Genomic DNA, 21,222 nt, shown 5'->3' with positions numbered 1-21,222 from the left:
CCTCCTTTTAGTCCTGCTCGGGAATCCCGGCCAACTTTTTAGCCAGACGCTTCTTATGCTCCATATTGGACTGGCGTATGATCATTACCCTTTGCGCCTGGGGCGACCCGGCGCCATGCATACTTTCCGCCAGGGCGGTGCCACCGGTCATATTCTCCACCAACCGGGCCATTCTGACCCTGTATTCAGTGGGCACATCGGACACGCCGCGGAAGTATTTTTCCAGATAAGGGCCGGTTTTGGCGTCGTTAAAATCCTTTTCCGAGGGCAGGGTGGCAATAAACCCACCGGCGATATCGTGAGCCAGACGGCAAATTTCATAGATATGGCGGGTTACATTTTGTTTAAGCACATTGGCCAGCAGCGGGTTGACAAAATAAGCACCGGAAGGTGTTTTGCCGCCTTCGGCCGAACAGGCTATGGAACAGCAGTACAGGGTTTCGCTTAAATGCACCATTTCAGTGATTTTATCTTTAATATGAGAAGCCCTGGCCACCCCGTTATATTCAGCCACAGCTGTTGTGGCGCCGATGATAATATCGCTGACACCGCATTTGCAGGCACCGTAGTTTTGCCGGTGATAGCAGGCAAACCGCTCCACCAGCATTCCGGCATACTGATTTTCACCGCACATAAATACTTTATCCCAGGGCACAAAAACATCTTCCAGCACGGTCAACGCTTCGCCGCCCACCACGGCATACCTGGCGTTGCCGGTATCTATTTCACCTTCCAGGCGCCGCTCGTCATTGGTCTGGCGGCCGAAAATATGAAACACGCCGGGGGCGTCAACCGGTACGGCACAGGCAACGGCATAATCCAGGTCGGCCTCGCCCAGAGCAACGGTAGGCATAATGATCATATAATGTGAATTGATAATGCCCGTCTGGTGCGCTTTGGCCCCCCTGATAACAATGCCTTCATCCGTTCTTTTCACTACGCACACATACATATCCGGATCAGCCTGCTGGCTGGGGCGCAAACCACGGTCACCCTTGGGGTCCGTCATGGAACCGGCGGACATCAAATCGTTTTCCTGCACGTACTTTAAAAATTTCACAAAATGAGCGTGGTAATTGGTGCCCAGTGCCTGGTCCATTTCATAAGTGGTAGTGTATAAAGCATTTAACCCGTCGAAACCTACACAGCGCTGGAAACAGGTGCCGGTCCGCTGAGCAATTAGACGCAGCATTTTGATCTTTTTAACCAAATCCTCGCGGCTCTGGTGAATGTGGGTAAAACGGCTTATCTTCTTCCCGGTAAGATGAGATTTAACCGTAATCAGATCCTCAAACTCAGGTTCGTGGGCCATATCGTAGGTCACGGCCGCAGCATTGACATGCGGTCGGAAAAGAGGATGGTCCACAAAGTTGGTTATCTTTTCACCAAAAGCATAGATTTCCGTTTTCAACTGACGCAAACTTTCGATATACTCTGTTCCTGTCATCATCGTTTTGCACATCCTTCCTGTTAATCAGATTCCGTTTCGGCATTGTCTAAATATTTGCGACTATTTGAAACTTAACCTTTGTAGATTGCTACAAAGGTTAATAGGCTGTTTTGTAGATGCTGACAAAATAAACAACGTCATGCTATTTCCCTTTCATCTGATATACCATTCTTTTAAATTACCAAATAAACAAGAAAAACGCGCTAAATCAGTTCCCTTAGCGCGCTTTTCAGTACTTTTTCTTTAGCCCCGGTCATATATAGGGCCGAGTAGATTTTGTAAAGCCGAAAAAAAGCGAGTCTGTTACCCCGCCTTACTTAAACAATTTACTTAAATTTAATTCACAAACTACATTTTTGTATTAAAATTATATAAGCTTGAGATTTAAAAACCGGGGGTTTTTATTATGAAAAAGTCAATTGTTATTCTTTCTGGCGGTCTGGACAGCACGGTTTGTATGTCTGTGGCCCATAGCAAAGGTTATGAGCTCTACCCCATAACTTTCTCTTATGGCCAGCGCCACAGCAGGGAGGTTGAGCAGGCCAAAAAGGTTGCTAAATACTATAGCTGCGCAAGGCACCTGATCTTGGATATCGGTTTTTTTAGGGAGATTGGCGCCAGCGCCCTTACTTCTCAGGAAATCGAGGTACCAACTAATAGGCATATAGATGATGAAATCCCGTTAACGTATGTGCCCTTTAGAAATGCTGTTTTCCTATCGATGGCTGTGGGTTATGCCGAGGCCATTGGGGCAGAAAAGATCTATATTGGGGTCAACGCCCTGGACTATTCCGGATATCCAGACTGCCGGCCGCAATTTATTAAGGCGTTTCAAGAAGCTGTCAATCTCGGCTCGGCAGCACCCCAAAAGGGATGTCCAATAGCCATTGAAACTCCACTGCTTTCTTTAACCAAAGCTGAGATTGTAAAGTTAGGCGTTAAAAACGGCGCGCCCCTGCACTTAACCACAAGCTGCTATAATGGCGGCGAAAAGGCCTGCGGGATCTGTGACTCCTGCCAGCTAAGGCTAAAGGGGTTCAAAGAGGCAGGAGTTGAGGACCCGATTGATTATGAGGATTATCAGCAAAAGTAATCTTACTTTATGCCTATCAGCACGTGAACCTGGGGCATAACTTTAACGGAATCGCTAAAATCGGGGTCCGAGGAAACCTTCGATATAAGCCAATTTAATACCGGCAAAGGATCTCCAATCGTGCAGGCCTGGAGGGTAAGAGGTTGTAGCTTATACATCTGGTGCACTTTCTTGGCATACAAGTAGTCTTCTTCTGTGCCGACTACTACCTTAAGCTCTTTTGACACCTCGCTATTCATAAATTCATTAAAGGATGAATAATTAGTTATATTACCTGAACTAGGAGGTTTGGGCGATATACACACATGGTGAACATCGTGGAGCCAGGACGGAATTATCGACCCCTGAGTTTCAATATGAATAAGATATTTCTCCATTTTAAGCAGGCTTATAAGCCTGCTTAAATCATGTGCGCAGGGATTGCCGCCTGTAATTGTCACCCTATGGGTAATACCCTTAGCTCTTTCTTTTAACTGGTCTAAAATCTCTTCTTCAGACAGTACCTGCCGGGCCTGATTAATACTCCAGGCATACTTGGTATCACACCATGAGCATCTATAATCACACCCCGCAACTCTAATGAACATGGTGCGGTACCCACAATACATCCCCTCCCCCTGAATTGTGGGCCCAAAAATCTCATTCACAGGGATATTAGACATCGGCAGCATACACCTCAACACAACTTGTAGGTGTTTCCCAAAGTTTCACTTGATAGAGGGATGGCGATTTGACTTTTATTAATTGACAAATCCATACTGCTATATTTTCGGCAGTCGGTACGCAAGGCAAAACGTCATTAAGGTAGCAATGGTCTAATTTGCTAATAACATGCTCTTTTACTAAGTGCTTTAAGTCATAAAAGTCCATAACCATTCCTGTCTCATTATTTATCTCGCCTTTAACGGTCACCTCTAACTTATAAGTATGACCATGTATATTCCTGCAGTGACCGGGATAATTCGGCAGGCTATGCGCGCTGTCAAATGTAAAAACCTTAGTTATATATGCAATGATATTATTATCCAAGAATGTACATCCTCTCTTATAATAAAGTTGTTAGTTATACATACTTTCTTTCCGGATATATATTTTCCTTTTTGATAATGTAAAACTACAAAAAACAAGTGGATCGCAAGTGGACAACCCATAAAATTTTTCAATCTTGTATCTTTACAAACAAATGTTTGCATAGTATAATTCTTACAATTTAAAAAATTAATAGGATGTGTAACCAATATGTATAACAATATATTAATAAACATTTATAATTCAATTCATAAAGTAGAATCCAGACTAAATCACCTGGAGTGCAAATATCCTGATATCGTTAAAGAAGATGATGTAACCAGAGTGTATAACCTCCTGGCAGAGCTCTGTGAGGAAACCAATACTTTGGGCAATTTGATAAGTGCTTTTGGGCAGCTTAGTTCTCCCACGCTCGAAATAATTAACAATCTGTTGAATAGTGAATTAAATAGTAATAATACCGACAAGGAGGTAACTAAAGATTTGATGGTTATCAAAAAAATCGTAAATGAATTAATAGCATTAAGAAAACAGGGAGAATAACATGCAAAGCACAAAAGAGCATATACTTATCCTTCTGCAGCGTATCAAACAAGCTTTGTGGGAAATGGACAAAGCATACGGGCTTGCGGGCGACTATTTTAATTCGATGCAATATGAAATTGATACAATAGCCATAAATATGGCTAATCTAATCAAATTCAGTAAAATGCACATAGAGTCGCTGAAAAAATTGATCGACCTTTTAAAAATCCATATAGAGCAGGAAGAAAACCAAGTTATCAGAGAAGATCTTAATAATCTGATTAATACACTGGAAAAAGAGATTGTTAACAAAATAAAAAAATTAAACTAAAAAAAATGTAAAAGACCCTGCCACTTGCTTGGGCAGGGTCTTTTGTCCGATGTTTAAACTAAACTTTAATTGTTATCATCCTTAGGTTCGTTAACCGTGTTGCCAGGTCCTCTATTAAGCCTATTCTCCATATTCTGAAGAATTTTATCGGCTTGATCCTGCGTTAATTTACCGTCTGTTACGGCCTGAGAAATTGCATCCTTCCTAATTTGCAGCATCTTTTGTTGGAACTCCTCAATGGTTAAACCGTGTGCTGTGACGACATCCTGCATTTTATTATCTTTAAGCTCGGTTTTAAGTTCGTCAACTGTCATACCCAGCACGTTTGCTATGTTATCGAGGCTGCGGCCATCTCCCGCAAAAAAATTATCGCCTTTTGCTCCAAATTTGTGGCCTATAAAGCCCGGTCCAAAATTAAAACCTTCGCCTGAGGCAATCTTATCAGCCTGTTCCTGGGTTATTTGGCCTTGTTGTACGGCTTCGTCAAGCATTTGTTGTTTTGTTTGGTCCAGGGCTGTCGTAACTTGCTCCTGGCTAACACCAAGATTTGCTGCGAATTTTTCTATAAAGCTCTGGTATAAGTTACTTAGATCCGGTTTTTTTGCTTGTGTGGAATCTGCAAAAGCTGAAGTTACCGTCCCCGCCAGAATAACCACTGCCAATAGTAATGCCCCAATATGCCATTTCTTGGATTTCATGTCGATCCTCCTTACATCTATTTGATATTTGGTACACCGGATGATCTAATTATAATTGCTTTAACTTAAGAGAACCTTAAGAAAATGAGTAATTTTGTGTGATTTCTATGGGAAATTATGAAATTACACCTGCTTCTTAGAGGAAATGTTATTTAATTGCCTAAATAGTATAAATTATTTGAAATTTTTAACCGGACATGCATATACGAGGTGAGGTCAGTGAAAAACGAAAGTAAATCTAAAGACCAGCTGTTAAAAGAAATAAAAGATCTGCAACAACAGGTTAAAAAGCTTAAACTTTATAAGCATATCCTCGACCAACTTCCCGTATGTACGATTTTTTATGATCAGTTTGAAAAAGTAATCTATAGAAATAAGGCAACAAGGCTTATTGACGGATACGATGATGAAGAAATGCTGGGATTAAATAGAATAGAATATTTAAAACGGCTTCAAATAAAGCCTGGTAAAGAAATTAGCAAAGTTATTCTACCTCCGGCTATAATAGATAATTTTGATGACGGCATCTTTACTTTAACTGAAACAACACTATTACAGAAAAACGGCTCAACCAGACCTGTTTTATTAAATGGTAGTTATATCTTTGATGAATCAGACAATTTTGTTGGTGTTTGCGGTTGTGCATTGGATTTAACGGACTATGATAAAAAAGAAAAAATTTACCGGTTAGTACTGGAAACTCTGCCCAATCCTATTTATTTTAAAGATGCCAACGGATTATACCAAGGTTGCAACGCAGCTTTTGAAAATCTTTTCGGCAAATCAAAAGAAGAAATAATCGGGCATTCAGTTGATATTTGGCCTAAACATATGAAAGATAAAATTCGCGAGATGGATGAAAAATTATACCAAAATCCAGGTACTCAGGTCTATGAAACTAAGATTTCTCATGCCGATGGATCACAACATGATGTTATCTTAAACAAGGCTACTTATTCAGCTACCAGTAATGCACAAATTGATGGCTTAGTTGGAGTAATAACCGACATCACCGAATACAAGCATTTGAAAGAGGAGATGGGCCGCCTGGACCGTCTTAACTTAATTGGTGAAATGGCAGCCAGCATTGGGCATGAAGTTAGAAATCCAATAACTACAGTGCGGGGATTTCTTCAGATACTTAAAGGCAAAAAGGAATGTGTCAACTATAATGATTTTTTTGATTTGATGATCGAGGAACTGGACAGGGCTAATTCCATTATTACTCACTTCTTATCGCTGGCCAAAAACAAGCCTGTAAATAAGGTGCGGCAAAACCTTAACCATATAATAGAGACCATTTTTCCGCTAATCCAGGCCAGTGCCAATAAAGATGATAAAAATATCAATCTTGAAATTAACGACACCCCTAATTTACTTCTGGATGAAAAAGAGATCCGGCAGCTTATATTAAATCTGGTTCGCAACGGGTTAGAAGCAATGTCCCCCGGCAAAACTCTTTCAATAAAAACATACACTGACAAAGACAATGTAATTATGGCAGTTCAGGACCAAGGCAGCGGAATTGAAGCAGCATTAATCGATAAACTGGGAACTCCCTTTTTAACCACTAAGGACAATGGCACGGGTTTAGGACTTTCCGTTTGCTATAGTATTGTCGAAAGGCATCAGGCCAAAATAGATTTAGAGACTGGTCCCACAGGAACCACATTCTTTGTAAGGTTTAAGGTGTAATTAAATCTTGTCCCCCATAAAACCAAAAAAGAGTCCACATTAAATCAATTAATTGTGTACTCGAATAATACGCGCCCCCAGGGCGTTATATTTATTTTCAAGCCTTTCGTAACCCCGGTCTATATGCTCCACCTGTTCTATAACGGTGCCGTTTTCCGCCGCCATTGCCGCCAGCACCAGCGCAGCGCCCGCTCTTAGATCGGTGGCTTCCACACAGGCCCCCGATAAACCGGGTACACCCCTTACTACCGCTGTCTGGCCTTCCAGGCGGATATCCGCACCCATGCGGCGCATTTCCATTACGTGTTTATATCTGTTTTCAAAAACTGTCTCTGTGATTATCCCGGTTCCCTCGCACATGGTCAGCAGAGCCATGAATTGGGGCTGCATGTCGGTGGGAAAGCCGGGGTAAGGCATTGTCTTTATATCTACCGCCTTTAATTTTCTATCTACCGCCACCCTGACCTGGCTATCTTTCACCTCCACAAAAGCCCCGGTTTCACGCAATTTATTGATAACAGGCTCAAGATGTTCAGGAATCACATCTGCAACTGTCACATCACCACCGGTAATCGCCCCGGCAATCATGTGTGTACCAGCTTCAATCCGGTCGGGTATTACGGTGTGATCAGCCCCGTACAGGCCATCGACACCCTGAATTTTTATTACATCGGTGCCTGCTCCGTTTATCCTTGCGCCTAACAGGTTGAGGAAATTTTGCAAGTCGGTAATTTCCGGTTCACGTGCGGCATTTTTAATAACCGTTTTTCCTTTGGCGAAAACCGACGCCATCATCAGGTTCTCTGTCGCTCCCACGCTTGGTACATCAAGGTAAATTTCGGTGCCGGCCAAGTTCCTGGCCTCTGCCGAAATATAACCGAATTTTTCGGTTATTGTTGCACCTAGACCTTGAAGTCCTTTAAGGTGGAGATTCATTGGCCTTGAACCGATCTGGCAACCCCCGGGATAGGATATCTTTGCCTGCCTGAACCTGCTGATAAGCGGTCCCAGCACCAGATTTGAAGCACGCATGCGCCGCATCAAATCTTCCGATACTTCCTGGCTGCTGACATTTCTGGCGTCGATATACATAGTATCTTTCTCCCAGACCACACCGGCCCCGAGATATACCAGCACATCGCGCATAACCGCCACGTCCCTGAGGCGGGGTATCCCCCTGATAATGCACTGGCCGTCCAGCAGCAAGCTGGCTGCCATAATAGGCAGCGTGGCATTCTTGGAGCCGCTCGCGCGCACTGTGCCCACCAGACGGTTTCCGCCAACGACCATAAATCTTTGCAATTGTGTCACCTCCGCTAAAACTCTCCCAGTTTTTGCACCTCCATTATAAGTTTGCAGCCAAATTTTTCAAAAACACGCTGCTGCACTTTTTCCACCAGTGCCAGAACCTGCTGGGCAGTCCCTCCACCCAGGTTGACAAAAAAGTTGGCGTGGCACGGTGAAACCTGGATATTTCCTTCCCGCATGCCCTTGCAGCCAGACTGCTCAATCAGTTTTCCCGCCGAATCGCCGGTAGGATTTTTAAAAACGCTGCCGGCATTGGGGTATTCAAGAGGTTGGGTTTTCCTTCGACGTTCAAGGTAGCTGTCCATTTTCGCTTTAATCGCATCTGCGTTGCCGGGAATGCCTTCAAATTCGACTTCCGCCACAATTAGTTTTCTCCTGATCAGACAACTGCAGCGGTAGGAAAACTCCAGCTCTTGATTGTTTAATTGGACCTCTTTACCTTCGAAGTCAACGGCAGTTACCTGCCTGACCCTTTCACCTACCGCGCACCCGTTGGCGCCCGCGTTCATTACCAGTGCCCCACCCACCGTACCCGGTATGCCGGCAAGAAACTCAAAACCTGAAAGGCTGGAGCGCATGGCTACAGCGGCAAGGCGAGGCAGGGGCACGCCGGCTCCCACCTGAATTCTCTCGCCCCGCACCTCAATCCGGCTCAGCCCCGGCCCGATTTTTATTACCATACCTCTTACACCAAGATCGGAAACTAAAAGGTTGGTGCCGTTGCCGATAATGCTAACCGGCAATTCACAACGCCGGGCCAGAGATAGTGCCTCCCGCAAATCAACAATGTCTCCGGGCAGAACAAATATATCTGCCGTACCGCCGATGTGCCAACTGGTGTGTTTATGCATAGGTTCATTAAACCTAACTTCGCCTTTAATTATTTCGCTTAATAATTGGGCTGGGAAGCTCACCTTAATTCTCCTTTAAACGATCCAGCAGCGCCAGACCAGTCTTCCATACGTCACCGGCACCCATTGTTAATATGAGGTCGCCTTCCTGATCATTATTCAGCAAGTATTCAATTGTATCCCCTGCAGTAGGAAGGAAAACTATATCGTCCCCCTTAAATTCGCGCGCAGCGTCAACTATCAGCTGTGCAGATACGCCTTCAATAGGTTTTTCACCGGCACTATAAATTTCATTAATTATTACCAGGTCCGCGTCTTGAAAGCATGGCCCGAACCGCTTATGCAGCAATGAGGTCCTGGTATACCTGTGCGGCTGAAAAACAGCCACCACGCGACCGGCATGAACCTGCCGGGCTGCCCGCAGCGTAGCCGCAATTTCTGTTGGATGATGCGCGTAATCATCTACCACAGTGACGCCTTTTACGCACCCGTGGTATTGGTACCGTCTGCCTGCACCCCTGAACTCCTTTAGGCTAGCTGCAATTTCGTTGAAATCCAGGCCCAATTTAAGGCATGCGGCAACAACCGCCAGAGCGTTAGCCAGATTATGCCTGCCGGGCACAACCAGTTCTATCAGGCCCAGGCGCTGTCCCCGGAAATATACTTCTCCGGCCGACCTTCCGGGTTCCAGCTTGATATCACGCAACACATAATCCGCCTCCGGGTTATCCAGAGCATAGGTTATTACGGCGCCGCCACATTCCGGGGCAACATCCCGGACATTGGTGTCATCAAAACAAAGTACTCCCGCGCCATCGGCCGGTATCTTCTGCAGAAAATACCTGAACGACTTAATAATCTCATCTACCGACCCGTAATGATCCAAGTGATCATCTTCAATATTTGTAACAATTGCCAGATAAGGGTATAATTTTAAAAATGACCGGTCGCTTTCATCTGCTTCAGCCACCAGGTATTTTCCCCGTCCCAATTTAGCGTTACCGCCAACATCAGTCAGTTCACCTCCAATTAATATAGTGGGGTCCTGATGGCATTTTTCCATAACCAGCGCCAGCATGGCGGTAGTGGTGGTTTTACCGTGCGCACCTGCCACGGCCAGGCCCTTTTGCCTTTCCATAAGCAAGCCCAGCATATCCGCCCTGTGTATAACCGGAATGCCGCTTTCAGTGGCCACCCTGAGTTCAGGGTTATCACCGCTTATTGCGGTGGATACCACTACCAGACCGGCACCCGTGACATTGTGACCGTGGTGCCCTTCAAACACAGTAGCGCCAGCTGCTTTAAGCCGCTCAGTAACCTGGCTGGAATTGAGGTCCGAACCACGAACGTCAAAGCCAAGATCCAGCAGCACTCTGGCCAGGCCGCTCATACCGGCGCCGCCAATACCTATGAAATGAATTTTATCCGGAATATCCTGCATCCGCTAATCAGCTCCTTCCTGCACCGGGCGGCGCAAGTGCGACAAGCCGGAAGAAAGAGATACCTTATATTATGCTTGATTCAAATAAGGTGTTACTTGCACCTGTTTCCACCTATAGCTTGTCCCAATATATTGTGTTTGAAAGCGGAACCGTTTTTAGAAAAGCTCCGCTATCCCGTCTAATATGTCATCTAAAGCCCTGGGCTTGCCAAGCCCGCGGCTGGCTTCAGCCATTTTCGCCAGCTCATGGCGGTTTTCCAGCAGCTGTTTCAGTTTGTTAACCAGTGTTGTCCCATTAAATTCCGCGTCTCTGACCATTTCAGCCGCGCCTCTGGAAACCAGCGCTCTGGCATTGTATTCCTGGTGATTTCCGGTAGCATATGGAAAAGGAATTAACACAGAGGGCAGGCCTCTGGCTGTTATCTCAGCCAATGTGGCCGCCCCGGCCCTGCTTATGATCAGGTCTGCGGCAGCGAGCGCTTCGGGCATTTCATACATATACGGCACCATGTTGATATTGTCTGGCAAATCGCCCTGGCAGGCGCCACTTTTAAGCATTTCAAAAAAGTCCTGGTGCTGGCCGCTGCCGGTTACATGCAGCAGTTTTATGCCCGGCAGGGCAGATAACGGGCCTATGGCCTCAGCCACCGCGCGGTTGATGCTGCGTGCCCCCTGGCTGCCGCCAAAAGAAAGCACCATTATTTCCCCTGCACCGACACCAAATTTTTCTCTGGCCTTTTCTCTATCTGCAGAAAGAATTTCCGGGCGCACCGGCAGCCCCGTAAGGTATGGCCTGGACCGACCCGGGAAATATCGTAAAGAATCTTCAAAAGTCACCGCCACCCGGTCCGCCACCCGTGATAAAATCCGGTTGGTAATCCCCGGCAGCGCGTTTTGTTCATGAATAAATGTCGGTTTTTTCAGCCGTGACGCAGAAAGCAGCACCGGTCCACAAACGTAGCCTCCGGTACCAATTACAGCCCGGGGGGCAAAACCCCTGATCAGCTTGTGGGACTCTCTGTAGCCGGCCAATGCCTCCAGCGGCACTTTCAGGTTTTGCGGAGTTAGGCTGCGTTTAATGCCCACAGCCCGAACAGCATGAAACTCGTAGCCCGCCTTGGGCACGATATCCGCCTCAAGCCCCCGGCCGGTGCCGATATACATTATCTCACAGTTGGGATAACGCTGCTGTAGACCTCGTGCAATGGCCAGCGCCGGGTAAATGTGGCCCCCGGTTCCGCCACCAGCAACAACAAAACGCAAAAACCCCTCACCTCTCCACTATGTAGGCGGACAATAGTTGTCCACCCCTATAGACTCCTTTATAAAGCTTTACCCAGAAAAAGTTTTTAAGTTACTTGTATCTGGCGCTCCGGCGGTTCCCTCCGTGCGCTGCGCAATTTTCCTTATATCTTTTATTGTTATTTATAGCTAACGCTTGCAACAGATAGCCCGGCGAAACTTTACGCCCTTCCGGGGTCAAGCTTTGGGGATTTGACGGGCTATGGACCGCATCCAGTGCTCCGCTTACTCCAGGAATCCACCGGATCACCTTGCCTACGGTATCTACTTTTCATCCTTAGCTGGTGTCGCGTTAGCGGCATGGAGGTCTATCCAGCACATCATCTGGATGAGGTATATCGTGATATATTCAATATTATACCTACACCCATTAGGGAAAAGATCAAAGACGTTGATCCAAAGCTTACAAAAGGCAGCGTAATCCCCGTTACCGGCAGCGTACCGGTTACCACCCCAATGTTAACAAAGGCCTGCAGGACAATTCCGGTGACCAGTCCGGCGGCCAGCAGACTCCCGAAAGTATCCGGACAGGTTATGGCTATCCTGTAGCCCCGCCACGCCAGCAGCACAAACAATAGAATGATCAGGCATCCGCCGATAAAACCAAGCTCTTCGCCGATAGCAGCAAAGATAAAGTCGGTATGGCGCTCGGGCAAAAACAAATACTTGGAATGGCGCCCCTGACCCAAGCCTTCCCCGAGCAAACCACCCGAAGCCAGTGACATCAAGGCGTTGATAATATTCCAGCCCGCTCCCTTGGGGTCGGCGTTGGGGTCCATAAAAGCCATAAACCTTCTCATCCGGTAGGGCTCCAAAAAAATGGCCGCAACCACCCCGGCGACACCTGCTCCGCCCAGGGCTGTTAAATGCCCACCCCTGGCCCCAGCCGCAAACATTAAAACAAAAACAGTCCCCAACAGTGTTGCCGCCGTACCGAGGTCGGGCTGAGCCAAAATCAATAAAGCCGCCCCCCCGGCCACTAACAGGAAGGGCATCAACCCGGGAATAAATCTTTGTACAAGTTCTTTCTTTCTTGATAAACCATAAGCCACATAAGTTATAACACATAGTTTAACCAACTCGGACGGTTGGAAACTTGTAAATCCAAGATCAAGCCAGCGCTTGGCGCCCAGGTACTCCTCGCCGAAAATTAAAACAGCAAAAAGCGCGGCAAAAGAGCCGGCCAGCATCAATCCCACCCAGCGCTTCAATTTCCAATAATCATAATTCATCATGAACCACATGGCTACGATGCCCAGCAGCGCCCCCACAAGCTGTCTTTTAAAAAAATGAAATGGATCTTTAAAAGGCCCCTCAGGATCTCCGGCAAAATACGAACTGGCGCTGAAGACCATAACCAGGCCGATGCTTAACAGCATCAACACAGTAAGGAATAAAACAAAATCCGTTGATCCCCTGCGCATACGCATTGATTTACCCCCTTTGGTGCCAGTGCTTTATACTATTTATTTCAGGTCATAAACAATCTGGCGAAAAAGCTCGCCCCGTTCTTCATAATTTTTAAACATATCCCAGCTGGCGCATGCGGGGGACAATAATACCACATCGCCTGATTTGGCTGCGCCATGCGCCATTAAAACTGCTTCGTTAAAACTGGCAGCCTTTAGAATATTGGTTACTCCAGCTTGCCGCGCTGCCTGCTCAATTTCAGCGGCACACTCACCCAAAATAACCATTACCCTGGTCTTTTGCCTGGCCAGGCGGGCGAATTCGGTAAAATCACTGCCTTTGTTCCGCCCCCCGGCCAGCAGCACGATGGGTCTGTCAAAAGCCTCCAGTGCTTTGATGCTGGCTTCCGGATTGGTGCCTTTAGAATCGTTAACGTATTTTACTCCGTTGATTTCAGCCACTGTTTCCAGCCTGTGGGCCACCCCGGGAAAGGTTCTAAGTGTTTGTTCCAGCAGTGCCGGGGAGACGCCCAGCACTGCTGCAGCCGCCGCTGCGGCCAGAGCATTTTCCAGGTTATGCCCGCCGGGGATGGCAATATCTTTTATCGGCATGATTTCCGTAGCCGATCCTCCCAAACGCAGCAGCATGTTCCCTTTATGGACAAATACTCCTTCTTCTAAAATATGCCTGCGGCTGAAGAATATGACTTTCCCCGGGGTAATGCCGGCCAGAGCCCTGGTTTTGGGATCGTCATAATTTAAAACTGTATAGTCACCGTCCCCCTGCCGGGTAAAAATTTTAGCTTTAGCTGCTGTGTATGCTTCCATGGTACCGTGGCGGTCCAGGTGGTCTGGGGTTATATTAGTAATTAATGCCACCCGGGGGCGAAAAAATTCCACAGTTTCCAGCTGGAAACTGGAAACTTCTGCCACAATAATATCCCCGGGGCCGTAATCCTCAACAACATCCACCAGGGGCACTCCTATGTTTCCTCCCACCAGGGCTTTATACCCGGCCGCTCTGAAGATCTCCCCAACCAACGCGGTTGTAGTGGTCTTACCATTGGTGCCCGTAATCGCGATAAAGGGGGTCCGGGCAAAGCGCCAGGCCAGTTCCAATTCGCCGGTAACCGGCACTCCCCGCTCCCTGGCTGAAACCACCGGCGCTACCGTTGGGGGCACACCGGGGCTTACCACCACCAGGTCAAATACGCCGGGTGCCACTTCCGGATAACTGCCCAGTTCTGCCCTAACACCGGAAGCCAGCAAATCATCCAGTTCTCCGTTAAATTTGTCTCTGTCCCTGTTGTCGGTAAGCGTTACTATGGCCTCTTTTTGCATGAGAAATCGGGCCACTGAAATTCCACTTTTGCCGGCGCCAACCACCAGTATTTTTTTACCCTTTACGTCCAAGAGGTTTACCTTCTTCCTTAAATTGTCATTATATGCTCACCACGGCAATCTACACTTCTTTGATGTAAATATACTGAAAAGAGTTTTTAAGCTACTTGTAACTGGCACTCCGGTGGTTCCGCTCCGTGCGCTGCGCAATTTCCATTGTAGTTCGTGTAGTTATTTGTACATAACGCTTGCAACAAATAACTTTCGCGAAACGCTACGCCCTTTCGGGGTCAAGCTTTGGGGATTTGACGGGCTATGGACCGCATCCAGTGCTCCGCTTACTCCGGGAAGCCACCGGATCACCTTGCCAACGGTAGCTATTTTAATCCCTATGTTAATGCTTCGTTTAGCGGAAACCCGCCATGCCCACTACTGCAAACAATATTGCAACTATCCAAAAGGTACGCACTACCCGCACTTCACTCCAGCCGCCCAATTCAAAATGATGGTGCAGCGGACTCATGCGGAAGATGCGTCTGCCGAAAACCTGAAAGGAAAACACCTGCAGTATTACAGAAGCAACCTCCAGCACAAATACGCCTCCGATAACCAACAGCAGCAATTCGCTTCCTGTAATCAGAGACGCCGCGCCCAGGGCTCCTCCCAGCGCAAGTGATCCGGTATCACCCATAAAAACCCTGGCCGGATAACGGTTATAGAAGAGAAACCCGATGCAGCCTCCCGCCAGCGCTGCCATTGCCAGCGCAACTCCCGATTTGCCGGAAAGCAGTCCCACAAGTACAAACGTGAGTGCCGACACGGTGGTAACACCTGCCGCCAGTCCGTCAAGACCGTCGGTAAAATTAACGGCGTTAGCCATACCTACTATGAGTGTCGCGCTAAATACAAGGTAAAACCAGGGACCCCAGTCCAGAATAAGATAGTGTCCCGAAACAATTTTACTAAAAGGAACTGCAATGGCTGTACCCCGGTCCAACACTGTTACAGTTAACACCACCAGCATTGCCGCCAGAAGAAACTGCCCCAAAAGTTTTTCCCTGGCCCTCAGCCCCAGTGATCGCTTTAACGCCACTTTAATATAATCGTCAATAAACCCAATCAGACCAAAACCCAGCAGCGCCCCCAACACCAACAGGGCATCCCTGTCGCCCCATCCCACCACAAGCCCTGACGCAATTGAACTAATTATAAAAATGACCCCGCCCATAGTAGGCGTACCAGCCTTGCTCAAGTGACGTGAAGGGCCGTCGTTTCTAATGCTCTGTCCGAATTTAAGCCTGCGTAAAAGAGGAATCACCAGCGGGCCTAAAACTAACGAAACCACCAGTGCTATAATAAATGCCGTTAATATCTGGCTGCTAAAAACAACTTCCATCTGACTTCTCCTGTAACTTAATCTGTCATGGTGTGGAGTCCAAACGACTCGGCAATTCCTTATTGATAGTGCCTTTTTCGCTGCGCTCGCCATGACAGATTTGCAAAAAATGGTTTGAATTCCAATACAATCAAATAGTATTAATTAATCTTTCAACAAGTCCTTAACAATCTCCTCCATGCGCATCCCCCTGGATCCTTTTACCAAAACCATATCCCCGGCGCACAATTCCCGGTGCAGCACATTTAAAGCTTCAGGCTTATCAGCACATGGAAATACTTTCATAGCGTTTTTTCCTCTGGCTTGCAAAGCGCCCTCCGCAATTTGTTTGGCGAGTTCCCCAACCGTAATCAGCAGTTCAACTCCGTGCTTTACTGCGGCGGCGCCAACCCGAACATGTCCGGCCACCGCACCGGCACCCAGTTCCAACATATCTCCAAACACTGCCACTTTTCTCCTGGCTCCGGCCAGTTCTTCAAGTGTCTGCAAAGCGGCGACGGCGGAATCGGGGTTGGCATTATAAGAATCATTAATAATTGTCAAGCCGGTTTTATTGATTATTTCAGTTCTCATGCCGGATAGCACCACCTGGGCCAATCCCTTCTCTATTTCCTCAGGGGTCAGTCCCAGCAGCAGGCCGGTTCCCGCGGCAGCCAGTGCGTTCATAACATTATGGCGGCCTGGCAGCGGTAAAAAAATATTGCACCGGCTATTACCCATCACCACGGTAAATCTGTTTCCATCAGCACCGGAGCGTATATCTTCAGCATATATATCAAAGCTTGGATCAAACCCGAAATAAAGCACTTTTCCATAGCAGCGGCGCGCCTGCTCCCTGGCCAACTCGCTGTCCCCCGGCAGCAAAGCAAAGCCTTGGAGGGAAATGTGGTCTAAAATTTCACCTTTGGCCCGGGCGATATTTTCTTCAGAACCCAACCTTTCCAGGTGAGCAACACCGATATTGTTGATAATAGCACAGGTAGGCCTGGCCAGCCTGCATAGCGAGTCAATTTCGCCCAACCCACGCATGGCCATTTCTACTACCGCAGCGTCATGCTGCTCGGAAAAGTCAAGCAATGTCAGCGGCAAACCAATTTCGTTATTAAAATTTCCTCTGGTTTTCAAAACTTTAAAACGGGTTTCCAGCACCGCAGCCACCATGTCCTTGGTGGTTGTTTTCCCGCTGCTGCCGGTAACCCCTACCACGGGCACGGAAAACTGGCGCCGGTTATAAGCAGCTAACTCCTGCAAACCCACCAGAGTATCACGAACCTGGATTACCGGCACTCCCTCAGGAGCTGCTACTTTTCGGCTGACCACCAGGGCGCCCGCGCCACCACTTACAGCCCGGTCAATAAAATTGTGAGCGTCAAATCTTTCCCCCAGCAGGGCAAAAAACAAGTCCCCTTTTTGGATCTGCCTGGTGTCTGTGCACACTCGGGATAAGTTCACACTGTCATCACCTTGCAGAAGCCGGCCGCCTATGGCCCTGTATATTTGCCCCACCGTCATGGTTTTCATGGGTTTACCCCCTTTTACTATTACCCCAGTAATTCCAACGCTGCCGCCGCTTCTTCCCGGTCATCAAAGTGCGTGCGGTTGGTGCCGATAATCTGGTAATCTTCATGACCCTTACCGGCAATAACCACAACGTCACCGCTGCCCGCTTCCCCAACAGCCCGTTTGATGGCTTCCCGCCGGTCGGGTATCACCATGTAATTGGTTCCATTTGTAACGCGGATACCCGGTAAAATATCTTCAATAATACTAATGGGGTCTTCAGTACGGGGGTTATCAGAAGTAACCACCGTCAAGTCGCTCATCCGCGCTGCTATTGCGCCCATTTGGGGGCGCTTCGTCCTGTCGCGGTCTCCGCCGCAGCCAAAAACAGTAATCAGCCTGCCGGAAGTAATTTCTCTGGCAGTGGATAATACGTTTTGCAAGCCGTCGGGAGTGTGGGCATAATCCACAATCACCGCAAAATCCTGGCCCCGGTCTACCAGTTCAAACCGTCCGGGCACACCGGTCACACTTTCAAGCGCTCTTTTAATAACCGGTACCGGTATACCGTCGGCAACACCCGCCGCCACTGCCGCCAGGGCATTATACACATTGAACTTGCCGGTTAATTTTAAGTGCAAATCTATGGTTTCTCCAGGCACCTCAACCGTAAAGCAAACCCCGCGTGCCGTCACTAACACATCCCGGGCCGTAATATTTGCAGGCCTATCTATGCCATAGGTCAGCACATCAACACTGCAGGCATTAATCAGTTTTTCAGCCGCCGGGTCATCGGCATTAATAACGGCGCGTTTATTGCCGGTTTTGCGGGCATCCACACCGAGCCCGCTAAACAGCAGCGCTTTAGCCTCCAGGTATTTTTCCATGGTACCGTGAAAATCAAGATGATCCTGAGTAATATTAGTAAAAACCGCAATATCATATTCACACTGGTCAACCCGGCCCAGTGCCAGTGCATGTGAACTCACTTCCATTACCAGCGCTTGCACGCCCTCCTGGAACATTTGATCCAGAAGGCGCTGCAAATCAGCAGACTCCGGTGTTGTACGCGCCACTGCCAGTATTCTGTCCCCGATGTGGTTATGAATGGTGCCGATGAGGCCGGTTTTCAAACCATATTCTTTATATACGGCGTTAATTAAATTGGTGGTGGTTGTTTTTCCGTTTGTACCCGTAACCCCGATCAGCTTCATTTTTCGTGCCGGGTAACCATAGTAACGGGCAGATATCACCGGCAGGATTTGCCGGGTATTGCTAACCATAACCCGCGCTATGCCCCGGGGTACGTCAACTTCCTCCTGCACCACCACTGCTGTTGCACCTCTCGCCAAAGCATCCTTGACATAAAGATGGCCGTCGATTTGATATCCTTTAATAGCTACGAATAAAAAACCCGGCCCGGCCTGCCGCGAGTCGTAAGTAATCCCCCGCACCTCCGGGTTAGCACCCATGGAAACATTAACCGGCAGGCCGGAAAACAAATCGGATAAAAGCAACCCGCAGTCCTCCTTTTCATTATTAAACATTATTGCCACATTTAGCACATTTAACCTATTTGCGGCTAAAAAGACATCCGCCGGGACGGTGTATCCGCCCGGCGGTTTTAATCTGCATATAAATTTTCCAGTCGTTCAATGTCGTTATCCTGATCGGCCGGGGTCTGGGAGCTTGAATTATTATAGTTAGGCGGCTTAAAAGTTACTTTAACTGTGGAACCGGCCTTTAATTTGGTTCCCGGTTGAACATCTTGTGAGAAAGCCACCCCGCTTCCCTCCGGCAATAGCAGCAACCCCATGCTTTCCAAAATATTGCCGGCTTCCTTAATAGTCATTCCTTTTAAATTTGGCACCGTTACAGGCTCACCGCTGTCCTTATTGCCGGCAGGCTGCAGTTCCAGGATCACCTTGGTTCCGTTATTCACTCTGGCACCTGGTTTGGGGACCTGATCACAAACGATGAGCCCCTCTCCGTTGGTCTGTGGTTCAAGCCCGGCCGCCTGTAATGACCTTAATGCTTCCTCCACCGGGTAATTTACTACGTTGGGCACTGTAACCGTTACTTTGGGTACTTCAACTTCATACGGTTTTTTGGGTTTTTCTAAGCCCGGTGTTTCCGGCAGCTGCATATATCTGAGCACGTCTTTAGCGATGCCCTGGAACAGCGGCGCTGCTATTACTCCACCGTAATATTGCCCGCCCTGCGGTTCTGCGATAACCACCAGCGCCACCATCTTGGGATCGTCCACCGGGGCCATCCCGGCAAAGGAGGCTACGTATCTGCCGCTGACGTAACCGCCTTTTTCACCCACTACCTGGGCTGTACCGGTTTTGCCTCCTATACGATAACCCTCAACAAATGCGCCTTGCCCCGTGCCGTTGGCGACCACACTTTCCAACAGCAGGCGCAGTTGGGCGGCAGCATCCTTGGAAATCACCTGCCGGACTTTTTCCGGCTTGATTTCTTCGGCCGACTTACCTTCCTCCCTGATTTCCTTAACCAGGTGCGGCTTCATTAGCACCCCGTCGTTGGCTACAGCGCTGATGGCAGTGATCAATTGGATGGGGGTAACCGCAATGGACTGGCCGATGGACATACAAGCCAGGTTAAGGTTGGTTGCTTGCTTCTCCGGAATGACAAGACCGCTGGCCTCGCCCGGCAAACTGATACCTGTGCCCTGACCAAAACCAAAAGCATTAACGTACTTGTAAAATTTAGTTATACCGGTATTCAGCCCAACAGCAATAAACCCTGTGTTGCAGGAATTTTCAACCACCTCGACGAAACTTTGGCTACCGTGGCCGCCGGCTTTCCAGCAGCGAATCTGTTCGCCGGATACTGTGGCATAACCGGGATCGTAAAACCTGTCTTGGGGATGAACTGTCCCTTCCTCCAAAGCAGCGGAGGCCGTAATAATTTTAAAAGTTGATCCCGGCTCGTAGTTATACCAGATGGCAGGGTTTTTATCCCAAACTTCGCGGGGTTCCTCGGCCCAATTATTCGCATCAAAGGTGGGACGAGTGCCCATCGCCAAAATCTCACCCGTTTCCGGGTCCATGACGATACCCAGAGTGAATTTGGGATTATATTGGGCTACTACCTTGTCTAACTCTCTCTCCACAAAATACTGAATCGTTTCATCTATGGTCAGTACCAGGTCGGAGCCTTTCTTAGCCGGGATATACTGATGCATAGCTTCGGGAACTTCCCGGCCTGCAGCATCGTGCTCCACCACTATCCTGCCCGGTTCCCCGCGCAGTTCCTCGTCGTAGCTTTTTTCAATACCGATCAAACCCTGATTGTCAATTCCTGTAAAACCAAGCACATGTGCCGCCAGTGTTGAGTTTAAATAATAACGTTTACTTTCTTCAACAAAGCCAATGCCGCTGATTTTACCATCATTTTGCAGTTCTCTGATTTGGCTGGCAACTTTATTGTCAACTTTGCGTTTAATCCATTCAAAGGATGATGGTTTAGCTAATTTTTCAGCTAATTTGTCAACATCCATATCCAGTATAGGTGCAAGTCTTTCTGCCGTATCCTGGGGCTCTTTAACGTGACCGGGGTTGCAATATATTGAATCGACGCTGATACTGGTTACCAGTTCATTGCCATTACGATCATAGATGGTGCCACGCTTGGCCTCAACAGGCACATCACGCATCCGGACTTCCAGAGCTTTTTTTTGCAGTTCATCGCCACGCACGAACTGCACCCAAGCCAGCCTGCCTACCAAAATCAAAAATGCCGCGCTGGCCAGCAGGAATGTCCAGGTTAATCTTTTGCGAACGGTTATGTTGGTTCCGTGCATCCCTGACCCTCCAGTTATCGCCTA

Annotated in this window: 18 protein-coding genes; 4 read left to right on the top strand and 14 right to left on the bottom strand. The window is 47.9% G+C overall.

The window, feature by feature from the left end:
- Positions 1–7 precede the first annotated feature (7 nt).
- Entirely contained in the window at positions 8–1,450 is a 1,443-nt protein-coding gene (locus tag BM056_RS06150) for a 4-hydroxyphenylacetate 3-hydroxylase family protein (protein WP_092469761.1), read from the bottom strand.
- Positions 1,451–1,856: 406 nt separating this feature from the next.
- Between BM056_RS06150 and queC the strand changes: the two genes are divergently transcribed.
- Entirely contained in the window at positions 1,857–2,543 is a 687-nt protein-coding gene (gene queC, locus BM056_RS06145) for a 7-cyano-7-deazaguanine synthase QueC (RefSeq protein WP_092469759.1), read from the top strand.
- 2 nt (positions 2,544–2,545) lie between these two features.
- On the opposite strand, the gene queE is transcribed toward queC, so the two are convergent.
- Positions 2,546–3,205 carry a 7-carboxy-7-deazaguanine synthase QueE gene (queE, locus tag BM056_RS06140; protein ID WP_165613402.1) on the bottom strand — a complete coding sequence of 220 codons (660 nt, stop codon included), beginning with the start codon at positions 3,203–3,205 and terminating at the stop codon, positions 2,546–2,548.
- The gene (gene queD / locus BM056_RS06135; protein WP_207648143.1) at positions 3,198–3,572 is read right to left on the bottom strand and encodes a 6-carboxytetrahydropterin synthase QueD; all 375 of its coding nucleotides are present in this window, start codon (positions 3,570–3,572) and stop codon (positions 3,198–3,200) included. The genes queE and queD overlap by 8 nt, the downstream gene beginning before the upstream one ends.
- 210 nt (positions 3,573–3,782) lie before the next feature.
- Here queD and BM056_RS06130 point away from each other — a divergent pair, with 210 nt between their 5' ends.
- Together BM056_RS06130 and BM056_RS06125 are read left to right on the top strand one after the other, a co-directional pair.
- On the top strand, positions 3,783–4,115 hold the full coding sequence (locus BM056_RS06130) for a hypothetical protein (protein ID WP_092469755.1): 333 nt from the start codon (positions 3,783–3,785) through the stop codon (positions 4,113–4,115).
- Between the two features lies 1 nt (position 4,116).
- Complete coding sequence (locus BM056_RS06125; protein ID WP_092469753.1) at positions 4,117–4,428, top strand: hypothetical protein; 312 nt, start codon at positions 4,117–4,119, stop codon at positions 4,426–4,428.
- A gap of 65 nt (positions 4,429–4,493) precedes the next feature.
- Here BM056_RS06125 and BM056_RS06120 read toward each other — a convergent pair whose 3' ends face one another.
- Positions 4,494–5,126, bottom strand: coding sequence for a DUF2680 domain-containing protein (locus BM056_RS06120; RefSeq protein WP_092469751.1), 633 nt, complete (start codon positions 5,124–5,126; stop codon positions 4,494–4,496).
- A gap of 219 nt (positions 5,127–5,345) precedes the next feature.
- Here BM056_RS06120 and BM056_RS06115 point away from each other — a divergent pair, with 219 nt between their 5' ends.
- The gene (locus BM056_RS06115; protein ID WP_131820730.1) at positions 5,346–6,821 is read left to right on the top strand and encodes a PAS domain S-box protein; all 1,476 of its coding nucleotides are present in this window, start codon (positions 5,346–5,348) and stop codon (positions 6,819–6,821) included.
- Positions 6,822–6,869: 48 nt separating this feature from the next.
- On the opposite strand, the gene murA is transcribed toward BM056_RS06115, so the two are convergent.
- The 10 genes from murA to BM056_RS06065 all read right to left on the bottom strand — a co-directional run bounded on the left by murA (position 6,870) and on the right by BM056_RS06065 (position 21,198).
- The gene (gene murA / locus BM056_RS06110) at positions 6,870–8,123 is read right to left on the bottom strand and encodes a UDP-N-acetylglucosamine 1-carboxyvinyltransferase (RefSeq protein ID WP_092469747.1); all 1,254 of its coding nucleotides are present in this window, start codon (positions 8,121–8,123) and stop codon (positions 6,870–6,872) included.
- 14 nt (positions 8,124–8,137) lie between these two features.
- Positions 8,138–9,043: a UDP-N-acetylmuramate dehydrogenase gene (gene murB / locus BM056_RS06105; protein ID WP_092469745.1), complete on the bottom strand. Its 906-nt coding sequence runs from the start codon at positions 9,041–9,043 to the stop codon at positions 8,138–8,140.
- A gap of 1 nt (position 9,044) precedes the next feature.
- The gene (murC, locus tag BM056_RS06100; RefSeq protein WP_092469743.1) at positions 9,045–10,421 is read right to left on the bottom strand and encodes a UDP-N-acetylmuramate--L-alanine ligase; all 1,377 of its coding nucleotides are present in this window, start codon (positions 10,419–10,421) and stop codon (positions 9,045–9,047) included.
- A 156-nt stretch (positions 10,422–10,577) separates the two neighbouring features.
- A complete protein-coding gene (murG, locus tag BM056_RS06095; protein WP_092469741.1) occupies positions 10,578–11,684 on the bottom strand; it encodes an undecaprenyldiphospho-muramoylpentapeptide beta-N-acetylglucosaminyltransferase in 1,107 nt (368 codons plus the stop codon).
- A gap of 359 nt (positions 11,685–12,043) precedes the next feature.
- On the bottom strand, positions 12,044–13,153 hold the full coding sequence (gene ftsW / locus BM056_RS06090; protein WP_092469739.1) for a putative lipid II flippase FtsW: 1,110 nt from the start codon (positions 13,151–13,153) through the stop codon (positions 12,044–12,046).
- A 36-nt stretch (positions 13,154–13,189) separates the two neighbouring features.
- Positions 13,190–14,545 (bottom strand): UDP-N-acetylmuramoyl-L-alanine--D-glutamate ligase, encoded by a 1,356-nt coding sequence (gene murD / locus BM056_RS06085; RefSeq protein WP_092469737.1) that lies wholly within the window; start codon positions 14,543–14,545, stop codon positions 13,190–13,192.
- Positions 14,546–14,879: 334 nt separating this feature from the next.
- Positions 14,880–15,869: a phospho-N-acetylmuramoyl-pentapeptide-transferase gene (gene mraY / locus BM056_RS06080; protein ID WP_092469735.1), complete on the bottom strand. Its 990-nt coding sequence runs from the start codon at positions 15,867–15,869 to the stop codon at positions 14,880–14,882.
- Between the two features lie 144 nt (positions 15,870–16,013).
- Positions 16,014–17,390: a UDP-N-acetylmuramoyl-tripeptide--D-alanyl-D-alanine ligase gene (locus BM056_RS06075; protein ID WP_092469733.1), complete on the bottom strand. Its 1,377-nt coding sequence runs from the start codon at positions 17,388–17,390 to the stop codon at positions 16,014–16,016.
- Between the two features lie 20 nt (positions 17,391–17,410).
- Positions 17,411–18,886 carry a UDP-N-acetylmuramoyl-L-alanyl-D-glutamate--2,6-diaminopimelate ligase gene (locus tag BM056_RS06070; RefSeq protein ID WP_274377524.1) on the bottom strand — a complete coding sequence of 492 codons (1,476 nt, stop codon included), beginning with the start codon at positions 18,884–18,886 and terminating at the stop codon, positions 17,411–17,413.
- A gap of 107 nt (positions 18,887–18,993) precedes the next feature.
- Entirely contained in the window at positions 18,994–21,198 is a 2,205-nt protein-coding gene (locus BM056_RS06065) for a stage V sporulation protein D (protein WP_092469729.1), read from the bottom strand.
- Positions 21,199–21,222 lie beyond the last annotated feature (24 nt).

Origin of the sequence: Desulfotruncus arcticus DSM 17038 (assembly GCF_900113335.1) — a bacterium.
GTDB classification, from domain to species: Bacteria; Bacillota; Desulfotomaculia; order Desulfotomaculales; family Desulfallaceae; genus Desulfotruncus; species Desulfotruncus arcticus.
The sequence above is the reverse complement of the archived record's forward strand: the minus strand, read 5'-3'. Positions and strand labels throughout refer to the sequence as shown.

Bases quoted from the DNA above. Each gene is read 5' to 3' on its own strand.
- mraY (WP_092469735.1), bottom strand. From the start codon at position 15,869: ATGGAAGTTGTTTTTAGCAGCCAGATATTAACGGCATTTATTATAGCA.
- BM056_RS06075 (WP_092469733.1), bottom strand. From the start codon at position 17,390: ATGAAAACCATGACGGTGGGGCAAATATACAGGGCCATAGGCGGCCGG.
- murC (WP_092469743.1), bottom strand. From the start codon at position 10,421: ATGCAGGATATTCCGGATAAAATTCATTTCATAGGTATTGGCGGCGCC.
- BM056_RS06150 (WP_092469761.1), bottom strand. From the start codon at position 1,450: ATGATGACAGGAACAGAGTATATCGAAAGTTTGCGTCAGTTGAAAACG.
- queE (WP_165613402.1), bottom strand. From the start codon at position 3,205: ATGTCTAATATCCCTGTGAATGAGATTTTTGGGCCCACAATTCAGGGG.
- queC (WP_092469759.1), top strand. From the start codon at position 1,857: ATGAAAAAGTCAATTGTTATTCTTTCTGGCGGTCTGGACAGCACGGTT.
- ftsW (WP_092469739.1), bottom strand. From the start codon at position 13,153: ATGCGTATGCGCAGGGGATCAACGGATTTTGTTTTATTCCTTACTGTG.
- BM056_RS06065 (WP_092469729.1), bottom strand. From the start codon at position 21,198: ATGCACGGAACCAACATAACCGTTCGCAAAAGATTAACCTGGACATTC.
- BM056_RS06130 (WP_092469755.1), top strand. From the start codon at position 3,783: ATGTATAACAATATATTAATAAACATTTATAATTCAATTCATAAAGTA.
- BM056_RS06125 (WP_092469753.1), top strand. From the start codon at position 4,117: ATGCAAAGCACAAAAGAGCATATACTTATCCTTCTGCAGCGTATCAAA.
- BM056_RS06120 (WP_092469751.1), bottom strand. From the start codon at position 5,126: ATGAAATCCAAGAAATGGCATATTGGGGCATTACTATTGGCAGTGGTT.